We start from the raw sequence: 14,359 nt of genomic DNA on the forward strand, positions 1-14,359 counted from the left end.
GCCTGGTCTACTGGTCAGGTTCAAGCCCTCGGCCAATCCTGGCCAACGCGCTGGCCAAGTGTTTTTGTACAGAGCTGGTGGAAATCCGTAAATACTGGGCGGCCTCTTTGTGCGTCATGCCCTCTACCCGGCACAGCAGGAACACGTCGCGGGTACGCTCGGGCAGCAACTCCAGGGTTGCGTGCAGGCGCTCCAGCTCCAGGGCGCCGAAGGCTTGGTCCTCTGGCGAACTGGCTTCATCGATGAGGCCATCAAAAATGCTGGCTGGCTCAGCCTCGTAACGCTTGCTGCCATAACGCCGATGATGGTCGATCATCAGGTTGTGGGCAACGCGGAACAGGTAGGCCGGGGTGGCAAGCAACCGCTCTACGCCTTCCATCTGCGCCAGCCGCAGGAAGGTTTCCTGGACGATGTCCGACGCCAGGGTTGGCGTGCAGTTCTTGCGCAGCAGGTAGCGGTGCAAGGCGGAGGCGTGTTCGTTGAAGAGTTGTTCCAGCACGTCAGCACGTTCCTATGCTCAGGCAAACTGGGGAGGCTGATTATAATGAGAATATTTCTCGTTATTCTAGGCGATTTGCCACTCTTCCTGCCGCTGTTACAAAAAGGCTGATCCGTATTTACACCTATAAAAAAACCCGCGCTGTCGCCAGCGCGGGTTTCAGTCACTCCAGAACGATCAACGCTCCAGCAAAATCCGCAGCATGCGGCGCAGCGGCTCGGCGGCGCCCCACAGCAGCTGGTCACCTACGGTGAACGCGCCCAGGTACTGCGAGCCCATGTTCAGCTTGCGCAGGCGGCCAACCGGGATGTTCAAGGTACCGGTGACCTTGGTCGGGGCCAGTTCCTGCATGCTGATTTCACGCTGGTTCGGCACCAGCTTCACCCAAGGGTTGTGCTGGCTGATCATGCCTTCGATGTCGGCGATCGGTACGTCTTTGTTCAGCTTGATGGTCAGCGCCTGGCTGTGGCAGCGCATGGCGCCGATACGCACGCAGATACCGTCGACCGGGATCGGGCTCTTGAAGCGGCCGAGGATCTTGTTGGTCTCGGCCTGGGCCTTCCACTCTTCGCGGCTCTGGCCGTTCGGCAGCTCCTTGTCGATCCATGGGATCAGGCTGCCCGCCAGCGGCACACCGAAGTTCTCGGTGGGGAATGCGTCGCTGCGCATGGCCTCGGCAACCTTGCGGTCGATGTCGAGAATGGCGCTGGCCGGGTTGGCCAGGTCATCGGCAACGGCAGCATGGGTGGCACCCATCTGCTTGATCAGCTCACGCATGTTCTGCGCGCCGGCACCCGAGGCTGCCTGGTAGGTCATGGCGCTCATCCACTCGACCAGGCCGGCCTCGAACAGGCCGCCCAAGCCCATCAGCATCAGGCTGACGGTGCAGTTGCCGCCGATGTAGTTCTTGGTGCCCGCGTCCAGTTGCTGGTCGATGACCTTGCGGTTGACCGGGTCGAGGATGATCACCGCGTCATCCTGCATGCGCAGGGACGAGGCGGCATCGATCCAGTAACCCTGCCAGCCGGCTTCACGCAGCTTGGGGAAGACCTCGTTGGTGTAGTCGCCGCCCTGGCAGGTCAGGATCACGTCGAGGGTCTTGAGCTCTTCAATCGAATAAGCGTCCTTGAGCGGCGCTGTATCCTTGCCCACGTTCGGGCCCTGGCCGCCAACATTGGAGGTAGTGAAGAACACCGGCTCAATAAGGTCGAAGTCCTGCTCCTCCAGCATCCGCTGCATGAGCACGGAACCGACCATACCGCGCCAACCGATCAGACCTACACGTTTCATCGCAACTACACCTTTGCTAAAAGTGGGCCGCCCCCAGGAATTTTGGGTGGCGGGCCAGAGAGATTACAGATTCCGCAGCGCTGCGACTACTGCGTCGCCCATTTCCTGCGTACCCACTTTGCGGCAGCCGTCCGAGAAGATGTCGCCGGTGCGCAGGCCCTGGTCCAGGACCACGCTCACAGCCGTCTCGATCGCCTCGGCGGCAGCCGTCTGATTGAAGCTGTAACGCAGCATCATCGACACCGACAGGATGGTCGCCAGCGGGTTGGCGATGCCAAGGCCTGCGATGTCCGGCGCCGAGCCGTGGCACGGCTCGTACATGCCCTTGTTGTCGGCATCCAGCGACGCTGAAGGCAGCATGCCGATGGAACCGGTCAGCATGGAAGCTTCATCCGACAGAATGTCACCGAACATGTTGTCGGTCACCATCACGTCGAACTGCTTGGGTGCACGCACCAGCTGCATGGCGGCGTTGTCCACATACATGTGGCTCAGCTCCACGTCCGGGTAGTCCTTGGCCACGTCTTCGACCACTTCACGCCACAGCTGGCTGGAGGCCAGGACGTTGGCTTTGTCCACCGAGCACAGCTTCTTGCCACGCACACGGGCCATGTCGAAGCCGACACGGGCAATACGGCGCACTTCGCTTTCGCTGTACGGCAGGGTGTCGTAGGCCTGGCGCTCGCCACCTTCCAGCTCGCGCTGACCACGCGGGGCACCGAAGTAGATACCGCCGGTGAGCTCACGGACGATCAGGATATCCAGGCCCGAAACGATTTCCGGCTTGAGCGAGGAGGCATCGGCCAGTTGCGGGTAGAGGATGGCCGGGCGCAGGTTGGCGAACAGGCCCAGCTGCGAACGGATTTTCAGCAAGCCGCGCTCCGGGCGGATGTCGCGCTCGATCTTGTCCCACTTCGGCCCGCCCACGGCGCCCAGCAGCACGGCATCGGCCTTGCGTGCACGCGCCAGGGTTTCGTCGGCCAGCGGCACGCCGTGCTTGTCGATGGCGGCGCCACCGATCACGTCGTGTTCCAGGCTGAAACCGAGCTGGAACTTGTCGTTGGCCAGCTCCAGCACCTTGACCGCTTCGGCCATGATTTCCGGGCCAATACCGTCACCTGGGAGAATCAGAATCTGCTTGCTCATGCTTTCCTCTATCCATTCACGCGGTGCGGCCAAACGGGCCCCACCGAAAAGTGCTTAACGCTCGGCCCACAACACCAGCACATCGGTGCTGAACGAGCCATCGGCCTCGATCTGGTAATACTGCCGTACTTCTTCGCCCATGGCTTGCTGCAATTGGCGGATGGCCACGCGCATCGGCTCGGGGGTGCGCATGCGCTCGACCCAAGTGGTCCACTCCAGGCGCAGCGGCTGGCGAGCGTGGCTGCGCACATGCAGGCCGGCTTCGCTGACCTGGCGTTGCCATTCGGCGGCAGAGTAGTCACGCACATGGCTGGTGTCGCGCAGCACCTCGACCGTTTGCAGGTAGGTGTCGAGCAGCGGGCTGCCCGGCGACATCACGTCAATGAACGCCGCCACGCCACCCGGCTTGAGCACCCGGCGCACTTCGCGCAGGGCCAGGCCCAGGTCACTCCAGTGGTGGGCCGAGTAGCGGCTGAAGACGAAATCGAACGAGGCATCGGCGAACGGCAGGCGTTCGGCGGCACCGCGTTCGGTGGTGATATTGGCCAGGCCACGCTCGGCGGCAGCGCTGGCGACCACGTCGAGCATGGACTGCGACAGGTCGTAGGCGACCACTTCGCTCACCAGCGGGGCAACGTGGAAACTGACATGACCGGCACCACAGCCCAGGTCCAGCACGCGGGCATTGCCCTGCTCCGCCAGCTCGGCCTGCAGCAGGGCGAATTCACTGCCCTGGGCATGCACGGCACTGCTGAGGTAGGCGCTGGCCTGTTCGCCGAACTGGCGCTGGACCACGTCGGTATGGTTGGTGCTGGTCATGACTGGATCCTTATGCTTTTCGTGGCCTGTTCCGGCCCTTTCGCGGGCAAGCCCGCTCCCACAGGTACAGCGTTGCCCTCAAGGCTCGTGATTTCCCTGTGGGAGCGGGCTTGCCCGCAAAGAGGCCGGCACTGTCATCTACATACTTCAGGCATCCCGAAACAGCCAAGGCTGCCCGGCGCGGTGCTTGCCTTCGAAGGCCTTGATTGCGTCGCTGTCCTGCAAGGTCAGGCCGATATCGTCCAGGCCGTTGAGCAGGCAGTGCTTGCGGAAGGCATCGATCTCGAAGTGCAGCACTTTGCCATCCGGGCGGGTCACCGCCTGCGCTTGCAGGTCGACGGTCAGCTGGTAGCCAGGGGTGGCTTCGACCTGCTTGAACAGCTCGTCCACTTCCTCATCGCTGAGGATGATCGGCAGCAAGCCATTCTTGAAGCTGTTGTTGAAGAAGATGTCGGCAAAGCTCGGCGCAATGATGCTGCGGAAGCCATACTCGTCCAGCGCCCAAGGCGCGTGCTCTCGGCTGGAACCGCAACCGAAGTTTTCCCGCGCCAGCAACACGCTGGCACCTTGGTAACGCTCGTGGTTAAGCACGAACTCCTGGTTCACCGGGCGCTTGCTGTTGTCCTGATAGGGCTGACCCACATCCAGGTAACGCCATTCGTCGAACAGGTTAGGGCCGAAGCCGGTACGCTTGATCGACTTCAAGAACTGCTTGGGGATGATCTGGTCGGTGTCGACGTTGGCACGGTCCAACGGCGCGACGAGGCCAGTGTGCTGGGTAAAGGCTTTCATGCTGCGCTCCCTTGGATCAACTCGCGGACATCGATGAAGTGGCCGGCTACCGCAGCGGCGGCGGCCATGGCCGGGCTGACCAGGTGGGTACGGCCACCGGCGCCCTGACGGCCTTCGAAGTTACGGTTGGAGGTGGACGCGCAGTGCTCGCCGCTCTCCAGGCGGTCCGGGTTCATCGCCAGGCACATCGAGCAGCCTGGTTCACGCCATTCGAAACCGGCTTCGAGGAAGATCTTGTCCAGGCCTTCACGCTCGGCCTGGGCCTTGACCAAGCCCGAACCGGGCACGACGATGGCTTGTTTGACGGTAGCGGCCACCTTGCGGCCCTTGGCGATTTCAGCCGCAGCACGCAGGTCTTCGATACGCGAGTTGGTGCACGAGCCAATGAACACGCGATCCAGCTGGATATCGGTGATCGCCTGGTTGGCGGTGAGGCCCATGTACTTCAAGGCGCGCTCGATCGAGCCACGCTTGACCAGGTCGGCTTCAGCAGCCGGGTCCGGTACGCGCTGGTCTACGGCCAACACCATCTCGGGCGAAGTGCCCCAGCTGACTTGCGGCTTGATCTGGCTGGCATCCAGTTCGACCACGGTGTCGAACACGGCGTCGTCATCCGACACCAGGTCTTTCCACGACTCGACTGCTTGCTTCCATTGCTCGCCCTTCGGCGCGTACGGGCGGCCTTCAACATAGGCAACGGTGGTAGCGTCGGTCGCCACCAGGCCTACACGGGCACCGGCTTCGATGGACATGTTGCAGATGGTCATGCGGCCTTCCATCGACAGTTCGCGGATGGCGCTGCCCGCGAATTCCATCGCGTGGCCGTTGCCACCAGCGGTGCCGATCTTGCCGATCACGGCCAGCACGATGTCCTTGGCGGTAACGCCAGCCGGCAATTGGCCTTCCACGCGCACCAGCATGTTCTTCATCTTCTTGGCGACCAGGCACTGGGTAGCGAGCACATGCTCGACCTCGGAAGTGCCAATGCCATGGGCCAAGGCACCGAATGCGCCGTGGGTGGAGGTGTGCGAGTCACCGCAGACCACGGTCATGCCGGGCAAGGTGGCGCCCTGCTCCGGGCTGATGACGTGGACGATGCCCTGGCGCTCGTCATTCATCTTGAATTCGACGATGCCGTATTCGTCACAGTTCTCGTCGAGGGTCTGCACCTGCAGGCGCGACACCTGATCGACGATGGCCTCGATACCGCCCTTGCGCTCTGGCGTGGTCGGCACGTTGTGGTCAGGCGTTGCGATGTTGGTGTCGATGCGCCACGGTTTGCGATTGGCCAGGCGCAGGCCTTCGAAGGCCTGGGGCGACGTCACTTCGTGAATGATGTGACGGTCGATGTAGATCAAGGACGAGCCGTCATCACGGCGCTTGACCTCATGGGCTTCCCAGAGTTTGTCGTAGAGCGTTTTGCCAGCCATCAGACTGTTCCTCATCAGCTTCTTTCTATGCCAAAGACCCCTTGGCTTGTACGGACGATGCTATGGGGTTAGATTGAATAACTCAAATTCATAATTTTTATGCTTTGGATAACCCAAAGGAATACAACTCCATGGACCTGGCCAATCTCAGTGCCTTTATCGCGATTGCCGAAACCGGCAGCTTTTCCGGGGCTGCGGAGCGCCTGTTCCTGACCCAGCCGGCTATCAGCAAACGCATCGCCGGCCTGGAGCAGCAACTGGACGTGCGCCTGTTCGACCGCCTGGGCCGCGAGGTGACCCTGACCGAAGCCGGACGCGCCCTGCTGCCACGGGCCTACCAGATCCTCAACGTCCTTGATGATACCCGACGGGCGCTGACCAATCTGACCGGGGCCGTGAGCGGTCGCCTGACCCTGGCCACCAGCCACCACATCGGCCTGCACCGGCTGCCCCCGCTATTACGGGCATTCACCCGCCAATACCCGGCCGTGGCGCTGGATATTCAGTTTCTGGATTCAGAACAGGCCTACGACGAGATTCTGCATGGTCGCGCCGAAATTGCCGTGATCACCCTGGCGCCCGAACCGCACCACCTGATCAAGGCCGTGGCCGTGTGGGACGACGCCCTGGACTTCGTGGCCGCCCCCGAGCACCCGCTGGCCAACAACCATGCCGTCAGCTTGGCCGATGTGGCCCGCCACCCGGCAGTATTCCCCGGCGGCAACACGTTCACCCACCACATCGTCCAGCGCCTGTTCGAAAGCCAGGGCCTGACGCCGAACATCGCCATGAGCACCAACTACCTGGAAACCATCAAGATGATGGTGTCAATTGGCCTGGCCTGGAGCGTGCTGCCTCGCACCATGCTCGACGAGCAGGTTGCACCCATCGCTTTGCCCGGCATACAGCTGTCGCGCCAGCTAGGCTACATTTTGCACACGGAGCGTACGCTATCGAACGCGGCCAGGGCATTCATGGCCCTGCTCGACAGCCACGCGGGGCCCGCCTGACCGGCCGTCAGCCAGGTATTTCCGAATCCAAGGACGCGTCATACGCCAAAGGTCTGGTACCGATGCCCAAATCAGCAAACCGCTTTTTGCGCCTGCCGCGTATTCCTGCGGCCGATCCTCAGGAGTCGGAACAGGCCTGGCAGAACGCCCCACAACTGCTGGCCGCGCTCAACGGCGCGCGCTTGGGTGCCTGGCTTTGGGACATCGAAAGCGGCAGGGTCAGTTGGTCTCGGGGCACCCAGGCGCTGTTCGGCTTCGATCCGCAGCAGCCACTGCCCCACGATGTCGACTACCTCGACCTGCTGCCCGAGGAAGACCGTGCCCGCACACGCCAGGTGTTCCAGGCAGTGTTCAACGGCGAGCCGGTGGAACAGGCCATGCGCCACCGCATCCGCTGGCCAGACGGCAGCCTGCACTGGCTGGAGATCAACGGCAGCCTGACCCACGACCCGCACGGCAGGCCGCAGATGATCGGGGTGATCCGCGAGATCACCCGCCAGCGCGAGCGGGAAACAGCGCTGATCAATTCGGAAAAGCGCTTCGCCACGCTCTTCCACCTCAGCCCCAATGCCATTTTGCTCACCCGCCGCCACGACGGCATGATCTTCGAGGTCAACCAGCACTTCGAGGACATGTTCGGCTGGCCCGGCAGCCAGGTGATCGGCAAGACCAGCCTGGAGCTGGGCCTGTGGGTCAACCCCGAACAACGCCACCAGGTGATGGAATCGACCCGTGCCAACGGCGGCCCGCTGATCATGGAGGTGCAGTTCCGCGCCACCAGCGGCAAAGTGCATGACGGCATCCTCTGCACCCAGGGTATCGAGCTGGAGGGCGTGACCTTTCTTATCAGCACCTTCGTCGACACCACCGAACGCAAGCGTGCCGAGCAGGCCCTGAAGGACAGCCAGGAGCGCCTGGACCTGGCCCTGGATTCGGCGCAGCTGGGCACCTGGGACTGGCACATTCCCAGCGGCATGCTCTACGGTTCTGCCCGCGCCGCGCAGCTGCACGGCCTACCGCCCATCCCCTTTCATGAGTCGTTCGATGCATTTTTCGAGGGCGTGCCGGAACAGGAACGCAACTCGATGCGCCAAGCGTATCGCAGCCTGCGCGAAGGGCCTGCCGGCAACTACCAGATCACCTATCGGGTACAACTGGAGAACGGCATTTCACGCTACATCGAAAGCCGCGCCCGGCTGTACCGCGACGAACAGGGCAACCCGCTGCGCATGGCCGGCACCCTGCTCGACATCACCGACCAGGTGGAGCGTGAGCAGCGACTGAGCGCTTCGGAGGAGAAATTTGCCAGCCTGTTCCAGGTCAGCCCCGACCCGATCTGCGTCACCCGCCAGGACACCGGTCAGTTCATCGAAATCAACCCAGCGTTCACCCAGACCTTCGGCTGGGGCAGCGAGCAGGTGCTTGGCCGAACCGCAGAGGAAATCGGCCTGTGGGCCGAGTCCATCGAGCGCGCGCAACGCATCGAGCGGGTGATCCGCGAACAGGCCCTGAGCAACGTCGCCGTGGTGGTCAACCACCGCAATGGCGCGCCCCTGACCTGCGTGATTTCCAGCCGCCTGATCACCGTCGACGACCAGCCCTGCAGCGTCACCACCCTGCGCGACATCACCCAGCAGCAACGCGCCGAGGCCGCGCTGAAGTCCAGCGAGGAGAAGTTCGCCAAGGCCTTCCACTCCAGCCCCGACGCCATCACCATCACCGAACGCCACAGCGGCCGTTACCTGGAAGTCAACGACGGTTTCTGCCGCCTGACCGGCTACAGTTCCGCCGAAGTGGTCGGCCACACGGTGTACGAGATCGGCATCTGGGCCGACGACAAGCAGCGCAGCGCGCTACTGGCTGAGCTACGCGATCGCGGCCGGGTGCACCACCGCGAGATGCTGGGGCGCAATAAGCGCGGCGATATCCTTACCGTGGAAGTCTCGGTCGAGCCGATCATCCTCAACGAAGTGGACTGCCTGCTGCTGACCGCCCGCGACGTCAGCCAGCTGAAGAATGCCCAGGCGCAGATACGCCACCTGGCCTACCACGATCCACTGACCAACCTGCCCAACCGCGCCCTGCTGATGGACCGCCTGAGCCAGCAGATCGCCCTGCTCAAGCGCCATAACCTGCGCGGCGCCCTGCTGTTCCTCGACCTCGACCACTTCAAGCACATCAACGACTCGCTGGGCCACCCGGTAGGTGACACGGTGCTGAAGATCATCACCGCCCGCCTGGAGGCCAGCGTGCGCCTGGAAGACACCGTGGCGCGGCTGGGTGGCGACGAGTTCGTGGTGTTGCTCAGTGGCCTGGAGGGCAGCCGTGAGCTGGTGGAGGAAAAAGTGCGCGAACTGGCCGACACCCTGCGCGAACTGCTGGCCGAACCGATGTCGCTGGATGGCCAGCGCTTGCAGGTAACGCCCAGCATCGGCGTGGCACTGATCCCTGACCACGGCGTCACCCCGGCCGATTTGCTCAAGCGTGCCGATATTGCCCTGTACCGGGCCAAGGACTCCGGGCGCAACACCACCCAGCTGTTCCACACCACCATGCAGAAAGCTGCCAGCGAGCGCCTGCGCATGGAAAACGACTTGCGCCTGGCCTTGGCCCGTGGCGAACTGGCACTGCACTTCCAGCCTCAGGTGGATGCCCGCGACAACCGCATCGTCGGGGCCGAGGTGCTGCTGCGCTGGCACCACCCGCAACTGGGTCAGCAACCACCCGGGCAGTTCATCCAGGTATTGGAGGAAAGCGGCCTGATCCTGGAAGTTGGCAGCTGGATTCTCGATGAAGCCTGCGATGCTTGCGCCCGCATGCTGGCCGACGGGCTGATCGACGCAGACGATTTCAGCCTGTGCGTGAACATCAGCCCGCGGCAGTTCCGCCAGAACGACTTTGTCGGGCGGGTGCTGCGCAGCCTGGACGACTATCGCCTGCCTCGGCACATGCTCAAGCTGGAAATCACCGAAGGCATCGTCATCCAGAACCTGGAAGACACCATCAGCAAGATGCGTGAACTTAAGCGCTTTGGCGTGAGTTTTGCCATGGATGACTTCGGCACCGGCTATTCCTCATTGACCTACCTCAAGCGCCTGCCCGTGGATGCACTGAAGATCGACCAGACCTTCGTGCGCGATGCGCCGATCGACCCAAACGACGCGGAAATCGTGCGTGCCATCGTCGCCATGGCCCGCAGCCTGGACCTGGCCGTGATTGCCGAGGGGGTAGAGTTGACCGAGCAACTGGAGTTTCTCGAGCGGCTGGGCTGCCACCTGTACCAGGGTTACCTGCACAGCCGGCCATTGCCGTTGCCGGAGTTTCGGCAGATGCTGCTGGAGGCACCGGCGGGTTACTGAACCGGCCTGCAAACGCAAGAAGGGCACCCGAGGGTGCCCTTCTTCATGACAGCGCGATCAGTTCAGCGCTGGCTTGTCGCCATTGATCGGGATGCGCTTGGCCTTGGCTTCTTCAGGCACGATGCGCAGCAGGTCGATGCTGAGCAGGCCATTGGCCAGGCCGGCGGCCTTCACTTCGATATGGTCGGCCAGACGGAACGACAACTTGAAGGCGCGTTGCGCGATACCCTGATGCAGGTAGGTCACTTCAGCGGCGCCATTGTCGCGCTTGCCACCCGTCACGGTCAGGACGCCTTTCTCGACCTGCAGGTCGAGGTCCTGCTCCTGGAAACCGGCTGCGGCAACCACGATGCGGTAGTGGTCATCGCCATGCTTTTCCACGTTGTAGGGCGGGTAGCTGCTACCTGCCTCATTGCGTGCTGCGGATTCGAACAGGTCGTTGAAACGGTCGAAACCAACGGAATGGCGGAACAGTGGTGCGAGAGAGAAAGCAGTGGTCATGGTCATAAACTCCTGAGATTCAGCAAGTAAGTCATTACGCGACCCGACTTCGGCATCGCGTACTCAAGAGATAGGGCCGGGGGAAATGCTTTCAAGGGGGGAGTCAGAAAAAATCTGGTTTTGCACTGGGTCTGATGGCCCTATCGCCGGCAAGCCAGCACCCACAGGAGCACCGCAGCCTTTGAAGCCTGTGCAGTACCTGTGGGAGCTGGCTTGCCGGCGATAGAGCCGAATCAGGCTACACAGGTTTCCAGCGCTTGAGCCTCAACAATCCCCAGCAACCGGCTGATCCGCGCGCAATCATCCTCCCGCCGCAGCTCGGCAAACAGCACCACCGCCTCGGGATAACTGCGAGTCAGCATCGCCAACCACTGCTTCATCCGCCCCGGCGCATAGCGCGGCGACAGCTTGTGCTGAGCCTGGCGCCAGAACTCACGCAACAGTGGCAGCAAATCATCCCAGCTCATCGGCTGATAGTCCCGCCCGTCACGCGCTGCGGCAATCTGCAGGCCCAGGTCGGGACGCGATACCAGCCCACGGCCCAGCATGATGTCTTCGGCCCCGCTGACCTCTCGGCAACGTCGCCAGTCGTCGACAGTCCAGATCTCGCCATTGGCGAACACCGGCACCTTGACCACATCCTGTACCCGCGCCACCCACTCCCAGTGCGCTGGCGGCTTGTAGCCCTCGACCTTGGTCCGCGCATGCACCACTAGGTGCGCCGAGCCGCCTTCGGCCAGCGCCGTGGCGCACTCCAGTGCACCCTCAGGGCTGTCGAAGCCCAGGCGCATCTTCGAAGTCACCGGAATATCTGCCGGCACGGCACGTCGCACTTCGCGCACGATGGCGTGCAACAATTCCGGCTCCTTGAGCAGCACCGCACCACCGCGCGACTTGTTCACGGTTTTGGCCGGGCAGCCGAAGTTCAGGTCGATCACCGGTGCACCCAGCTCGCAGGCCAGCGCGGCGTTCTCCGCCAGGCACACGGGATCCGAGCCCAGCAACTGCACACGCATGGGCACCCCGGCAGCCGTGCGCGCACCTTGGCGCAGTTCGGGCGCCAGCTTGTCGAACGAGGACGCCGGCAGCAGGCGGTCGCACACGCGAATGAACTCGGTGACGCACCAGTCGATACCGCCCACGCGGGTCAATACGTCGCGCAGGATGTTGTCAACCAGCCCCTCCATGGGGGCCAGGGCAATTTGCATGTCGGGGTCTCGGCGAAAAAGCCGGCAGTCTAACAAAAAATGCCGGCGATTCAGGCGCCGATCAGCGCCGGACCATAACCATCGACGAATTCCGCCGGCATGCGCTTGGGCTTGCCGCTGGACAGTTCGATGCAGGCAAAGGTGGTTTGCGCGCGCAGCAGGGTTACACCGTCACGCGGGCGCTTGAGCTGAAAGCGACGGGTCATGCGCAGACGCTGGTCCCAATCGATGATCCAGGTGGCCAGTTGCAGTTCGTCGTCCTCGTAGGCGGCGGCCAGGTAGTCGATTTCGTGGCGCACCACCGCCATCGCCCGGTCCAGGCGCCGATACTCGGCCAGGTCCAGCCCCAGCCGCTGGGAGTGACGCCAGGCGCAGCGCTCTAGCCAGGTGACGTAGACCGCGTTGTTAGCGTGGCCGAGGCCGTCGATGTCCTCGCTGCCGACGCGCAGGTCGATGACGAAGGGTGTTGCCAGGTCCCAGCTCATGGTCGCTTCCTTGGAAGAAATCTGGATTTAGCAGCGCCCTGCGGAGAAAAGTCCAGCCCTTGTAGAGCATTTACCGGCCCCATCGCCGGCAAGCCAGCTCCCACAGTTACGGTGCAATACCTGTGTCTGGCGCCGTGCCTGTGGGAGCTGGCTTGCCGGCGATGAGGCCGCTACAGGCAACACCATCAGGCGCTTTGCCGCGCCGGTGTAGCAGCGCGGGAAAGCAATTCGAGCACCGCCTCACCCAGCCGCGGGTCAGACAACACCCGCTGGTGCCCACCCGCCTCCAGCAGCATCAGCCGGCTGTCGAACCAGGCCTTGTGAATAACCTGCGCTTCATCGGCAGCCACCAGGGCGTCATCGGCAGCATGCACCACCAAGCCCGGCAGCTCCAGCTGGTAACCCGTCACATCCAGCCGTGCTATCTGCATACCCACATCCCGCTCAATCTGGCGAATGAACGCCGCCCGCGCCCGTGCTGGCAGCCCCAGGCGATGAGCAAAACCACGCAACACACCCAACAGCCGCGCCGGGGCTGCAATGCTGACCGCAGCCTCTGTGCGCAACCCCATCTGCAACGCCAGCATCACACTCGCCCCACCCATGGAATGGCCAATGACTGCACGCAGGGGCGGCAGCTCGGCAGCGGCCTCCAGCAGCGCCCGGGCAAACAGCACCACATTTGCCTGTTCGCCAGGCGAACGGCCATGGCCCGGCCCGTCCAGCGACACCACCGTGTGCCCGGCCTGGACCAAGGTCTCGATCAACGCGGCAAACTGGGTCGGGCGCCCTTCCCAGCCATGCATCAACAGCACGGTCGGCCCCTTGCCCCAGCGCAACGCAGACAAGCCGAAGCGCAGGGTAATGCGCTCGGCACTGGCCAGCACGGGCAGCTCCCAATCCCGCGGCGGCAAGTTGCGCGGGGTCATGAAGGCACGGCGCATCTTGCCCGCGACATGCTCGGGGGCCAGGCGGCCCAAGGTGCCATTGACACCGCGAATCCAGCTCAGGGTAGTCATCGCCATGCTCCAGGGTTAAAGCACCGCCGATTTGGCGGCGCGCAGAATTCGGTCAGACAGCTCGCTGGTGCCCAAGGCACGCGCCAGGGCCAAACCACCGACCATCAGCGCCAGGTCGGCCAGGGCCTTGTCGGCGTCCTCCGGGCGATCGACCATGGCAGCGGTCATCAGCTCGATGTGCTCGGCCAACACCTCACGGAAGGCTTCCGGCAAGCGCTGCATCTCGCCCAGCGAGTTGGGCAGCGGACAGGCATGCACGTCGGCATCACGGTGTTTACGCGACAGGTAGAAGGCACTGGCCAGCGCGCGTCTCCCTGCGCCGTCGAGGCTGGGGTCGATCTGCGCCAGCAAGGCCCGACGCTCGCCCAACAGCTGACGGAACGCCTCAAGCATCAACGCGTCCTTGCTGTCGAAGTGGGCATAGAACCCACCGACAGTCAGCCCGGCCGCCCCCATCACCTGGCTAACGCTCGGTTCGGCCGGACCGTGCTGAATCAGCGCACTGCGGGCAGCTTCCAGAATGCGTTCGCGGGTTCTGCTCTTCTTGTCGCTCATCTGAACATTCACTGAATGAAATATGATGATCGAAATATTATTCTCATCATATTTTTTGGCAAGCAGAATTTCTCGCCGTCTGTCGGTAGCGAATTTGTCGGGAGGGAGAAAAACAAAAGGCCCATTCAATAATCGAATGAGCCTTAAAGGTCCCGCAAAACGCGGGTAAAAATGGCGTCCCCTAGGGGACTCGAACCCCTGTTACCGCCGTGAAAGGGCGGTGTCCTAGGCCACTAGACGAAGGGG

General features: G+C 63.0%; 13 protein-coding genes. 2 read left to right on the forward strand and 11 right to left on the reverse strand.

Annotated elements, in window-relative coordinates:
* Positions 1-7: 7 nt before the first annotated feature.
* The 6 genes from QQL85_RS26115 to leuC all read right to left on the reverse strand — a co-directional run bounded on the left by QQL85_RS26115 (position 8) and on the right by leuC (position 5,976).
* The gene (locus tag QQL85_RS26115) at positions 8-499 is read right to left on the reverse strand and encodes an RNA polymerase sigma factor (protein ID WP_284357262.1); all 492 of its coding nucleotides are present in this window, start codon (positions 497-499) and stop codon (positions 8-10) included.
* Between the two features lie 177 nt (positions 500-676).
* Complete coding sequence (gene asd / locus QQL85_RS26120; protein WP_284357261.1) at positions 677-1,789, reverse strand: aspartate-semialdehyde dehydrogenase; 1,113 nt, start codon at positions 1,787-1,789, stop codon at positions 677-679.
* 63 nt (positions 1,790-1,852) lie between these two features.
* Complete coding sequence (gene leuB / locus QQL85_RS26125) at positions 1,853-2,935, reverse strand: 3-isopropylmalate dehydrogenase (RefSeq protein ID WP_284357260.1); 1,083 nt, start codon at positions 2,933-2,935, stop codon at positions 1,853-1,855.
* Between the two features lie 54 nt (positions 2,936-2,989).
* Positions 2,990-3,754, reverse strand: a complete 765-nt coding sequence (locus tag QQL85_RS26130; protein WP_284357259.1) for a class I SAM-dependent methyltransferase — start codon at positions 3,752-3,754, stop codon at positions 2,990-2,992.
* Positions 3,755-3,901: 147 nt separating this feature from the next.
* Complete coding sequence (gene leuD, locus QQL85_RS26135) at positions 3,902-4,546, reverse strand: 3-isopropylmalate dehydratase small subunit (protein ID WP_284357258.1); 645 nt, start codon at positions 4,544-4,546, stop codon at positions 3,902-3,904.
* Positions 4,543-5,976 carry a 3-isopropylmalate dehydratase large subunit gene (leuC, locus tag QQL85_RS26140; protein ID WP_284357257.1) on the reverse strand — a complete coding sequence of 478 codons (1,434 nt, stop codon included), beginning with the start codon at positions 5,974-5,976 and terminating at the stop codon, positions 4,543-4,545. The genes leuD and leuC overlap by 4 nt, the downstream gene beginning before the upstream one ends.
* A gap of 131 nt (positions 5,977-6,107) precedes the next feature.
* Between leuC and QQL85_RS26145 the strand changes: the two genes are divergently transcribed.
* Together QQL85_RS26145 and QQL85_RS26150 are read left to right on the forward strand one after the other, a co-directional pair.
* Complete coding sequence (locus QQL85_RS26145) at positions 6,108-6,986, forward strand: LysR family transcriptional regulator (RefSeq protein WP_284357256.1); 879 nt, start codon at positions 6,108-6,110, stop codon at positions 6,984-6,986.
* Positions 6,987-7,048: 62 nt separating this feature from the next.
* Positions 7,049-10,345, forward strand: a complete 3,297-nt coding sequence (locus tag QQL85_RS26150) for a PAS domain S-box protein (RefSeq protein WP_284357255.1) — start codon at positions 7,049-7,051, stop codon at positions 10,343-10,345.
* 57 nt (positions 10,346-10,402) lie between these two features.
* Here QQL85_RS26150 and QQL85_RS26155 read toward each other — a convergent pair whose 3' ends face one another.
* From QQL85_RS26155 to QQL85_RS26175, 5 genes are all read right to left on the reverse strand, one after another.
* Positions 10,403-10,846: an Hsp20 family protein gene (locus tag QQL85_RS26155; RefSeq protein ID WP_051099848.1), complete on the reverse strand. Its 444-nt coding sequence runs from the start codon at positions 10,844-10,846 to the stop codon at positions 10,403-10,405.
* A 233-nt stretch (positions 10,847-11,079) separates the two neighbouring features.
* Positions 11,080-12,054 (reverse strand): tRNA dihydrouridine synthase, encoded by a 975-nt coding sequence (locus QQL85_RS26160; protein ID WP_284357254.1) that lies wholly within the window; start codon positions 12,052-12,054, stop codon positions 11,080-11,082.
* A 50-nt stretch (positions 12,055-12,104) separates the two neighbouring features.
* On the reverse strand, positions 12,105-12,539 hold the full coding sequence (locus QQL85_RS26165; RefSeq protein WP_234229809.1) for an acyl-CoA thioesterase: 435 nt from the start codon (positions 12,537-12,539) through the stop codon (positions 12,105-12,107).
* Between the two features lie 185 nt (positions 12,540-12,724).
* Positions 12,725-13,558, reverse strand: a complete 834-nt coding sequence (locus QQL85_RS26170) for an alpha/beta fold hydrolase (protein WP_284357253.1) — start codon at positions 13,556-13,558, stop codon at positions 12,725-12,727.
* Between the two features lie 15 nt (positions 13,559-13,573).
* Complete coding sequence (locus QQL85_RS26175; protein WP_284357252.1) at positions 13,574-14,113, reverse strand: TetR/AcrR family transcriptional regulator; 540 nt, start codon at positions 14,111-14,113, stop codon at positions 13,574-13,576.
* Between the last annotated feature and the right edge of the window lie 246 nt (positions 14,114-14,359).

The sequence above is a fragment of the Pseudomonas putida genome, from assembly GCF_030159595.1.
GTDB lineage: Bacteria > Pseudomonadota > Gammaproteobacteria > Pseudomonadales > Pseudomonadaceae > Aquipseudomonas > Aquipseudomonas putida_AC.

What these genes read in the sequence shown, in the direction of transcription:
- asd (WP_284357261.1), bottom strand. Translation starts at nt 1,789, where the DNA reads ATGAAACGTGTAGGTCTGATCGGTTGGCGCGGTATGGTCGGTTCCGTG.
- leuB (WP_284357260.1), bottom strand. Translation starts at nt 2,935, where the DNA reads ATGAGCAAGCAGATTCTGATTCTCCCAGGTGACGGTATTGGCCCGGAA.
- QQL85_RS26130 (WP_284357259.1), bottom strand. Translation starts at nt 3,754, where the DNA reads ATGACCAGCACCAACCATACCGACGTGGTCCAGCGCCAGTTCGGCGAA.
- leuD (WP_284357258.1), bottom strand. Translation starts at nt 4,546, where the DNA reads ATGAAAGCCTTTACCCAGCACACTGGCCTCGTCGCGCCGTTGGACCGT.
- leuC (WP_284357257.1), bottom strand. Translation starts at nt 5,976, where the DNA reads ATGGCTGGCAAAACGCTCTACGACAAACTCTGGGAAGCCCATGAGGTC.
- QQL85_RS26145 (WP_284357256.1), top strand. Translation starts at nt 6,108, where the DNA reads ATGGACCTGGCCAATCTCAGTGCCTTTATCGCGATTGCCGAAACCGGC.
- QQL85_RS26150 (WP_284357255.1), top strand. Translation starts at nt 7,049, where the DNA reads ATGCCCAAATCAGCAAACCGCTTTTTGCGCCTGCCGCGTATTCCTGCG.
- QQL85_RS26155 (WP_051099848.1), bottom strand. Translation starts at nt 10,846, where the DNA reads ATGACCACTGCTTTCTCTCTCGCACCACTGTTCCGCCATTCCGTTGGT.
- QQL85_RS26160 (WP_284357254.1), bottom strand. Translation starts at nt 12,054, where the DNA reads ATGCAAATTGCCCTGGCCCCCATGGAGGGGCTGGTTGACAACATCCTG.
- QQL85_RS26165 (WP_234229809.1), bottom strand. Translation starts at nt 12,539, where the DNA reads ATGAGCTGGGACCTGGCAACACCCTTCGTCATCGACCTGCGCGTCGGC.
- QQL85_RS26170 (WP_284357253.1), bottom strand. Translation starts at nt 13,558, where the DNA reads ATGACTACCCTGAGCTGGATTCGCGGTGTCAATGGCACCTTGGGCCGC.
- QQL85_RS26175 (WP_284357252.1), bottom strand. Translation starts at nt 14,113, where the DNA reads ATGAGCGACAAGAAGAGCAGAACCCGCGAACGCATTCTGGAAGCTGCC.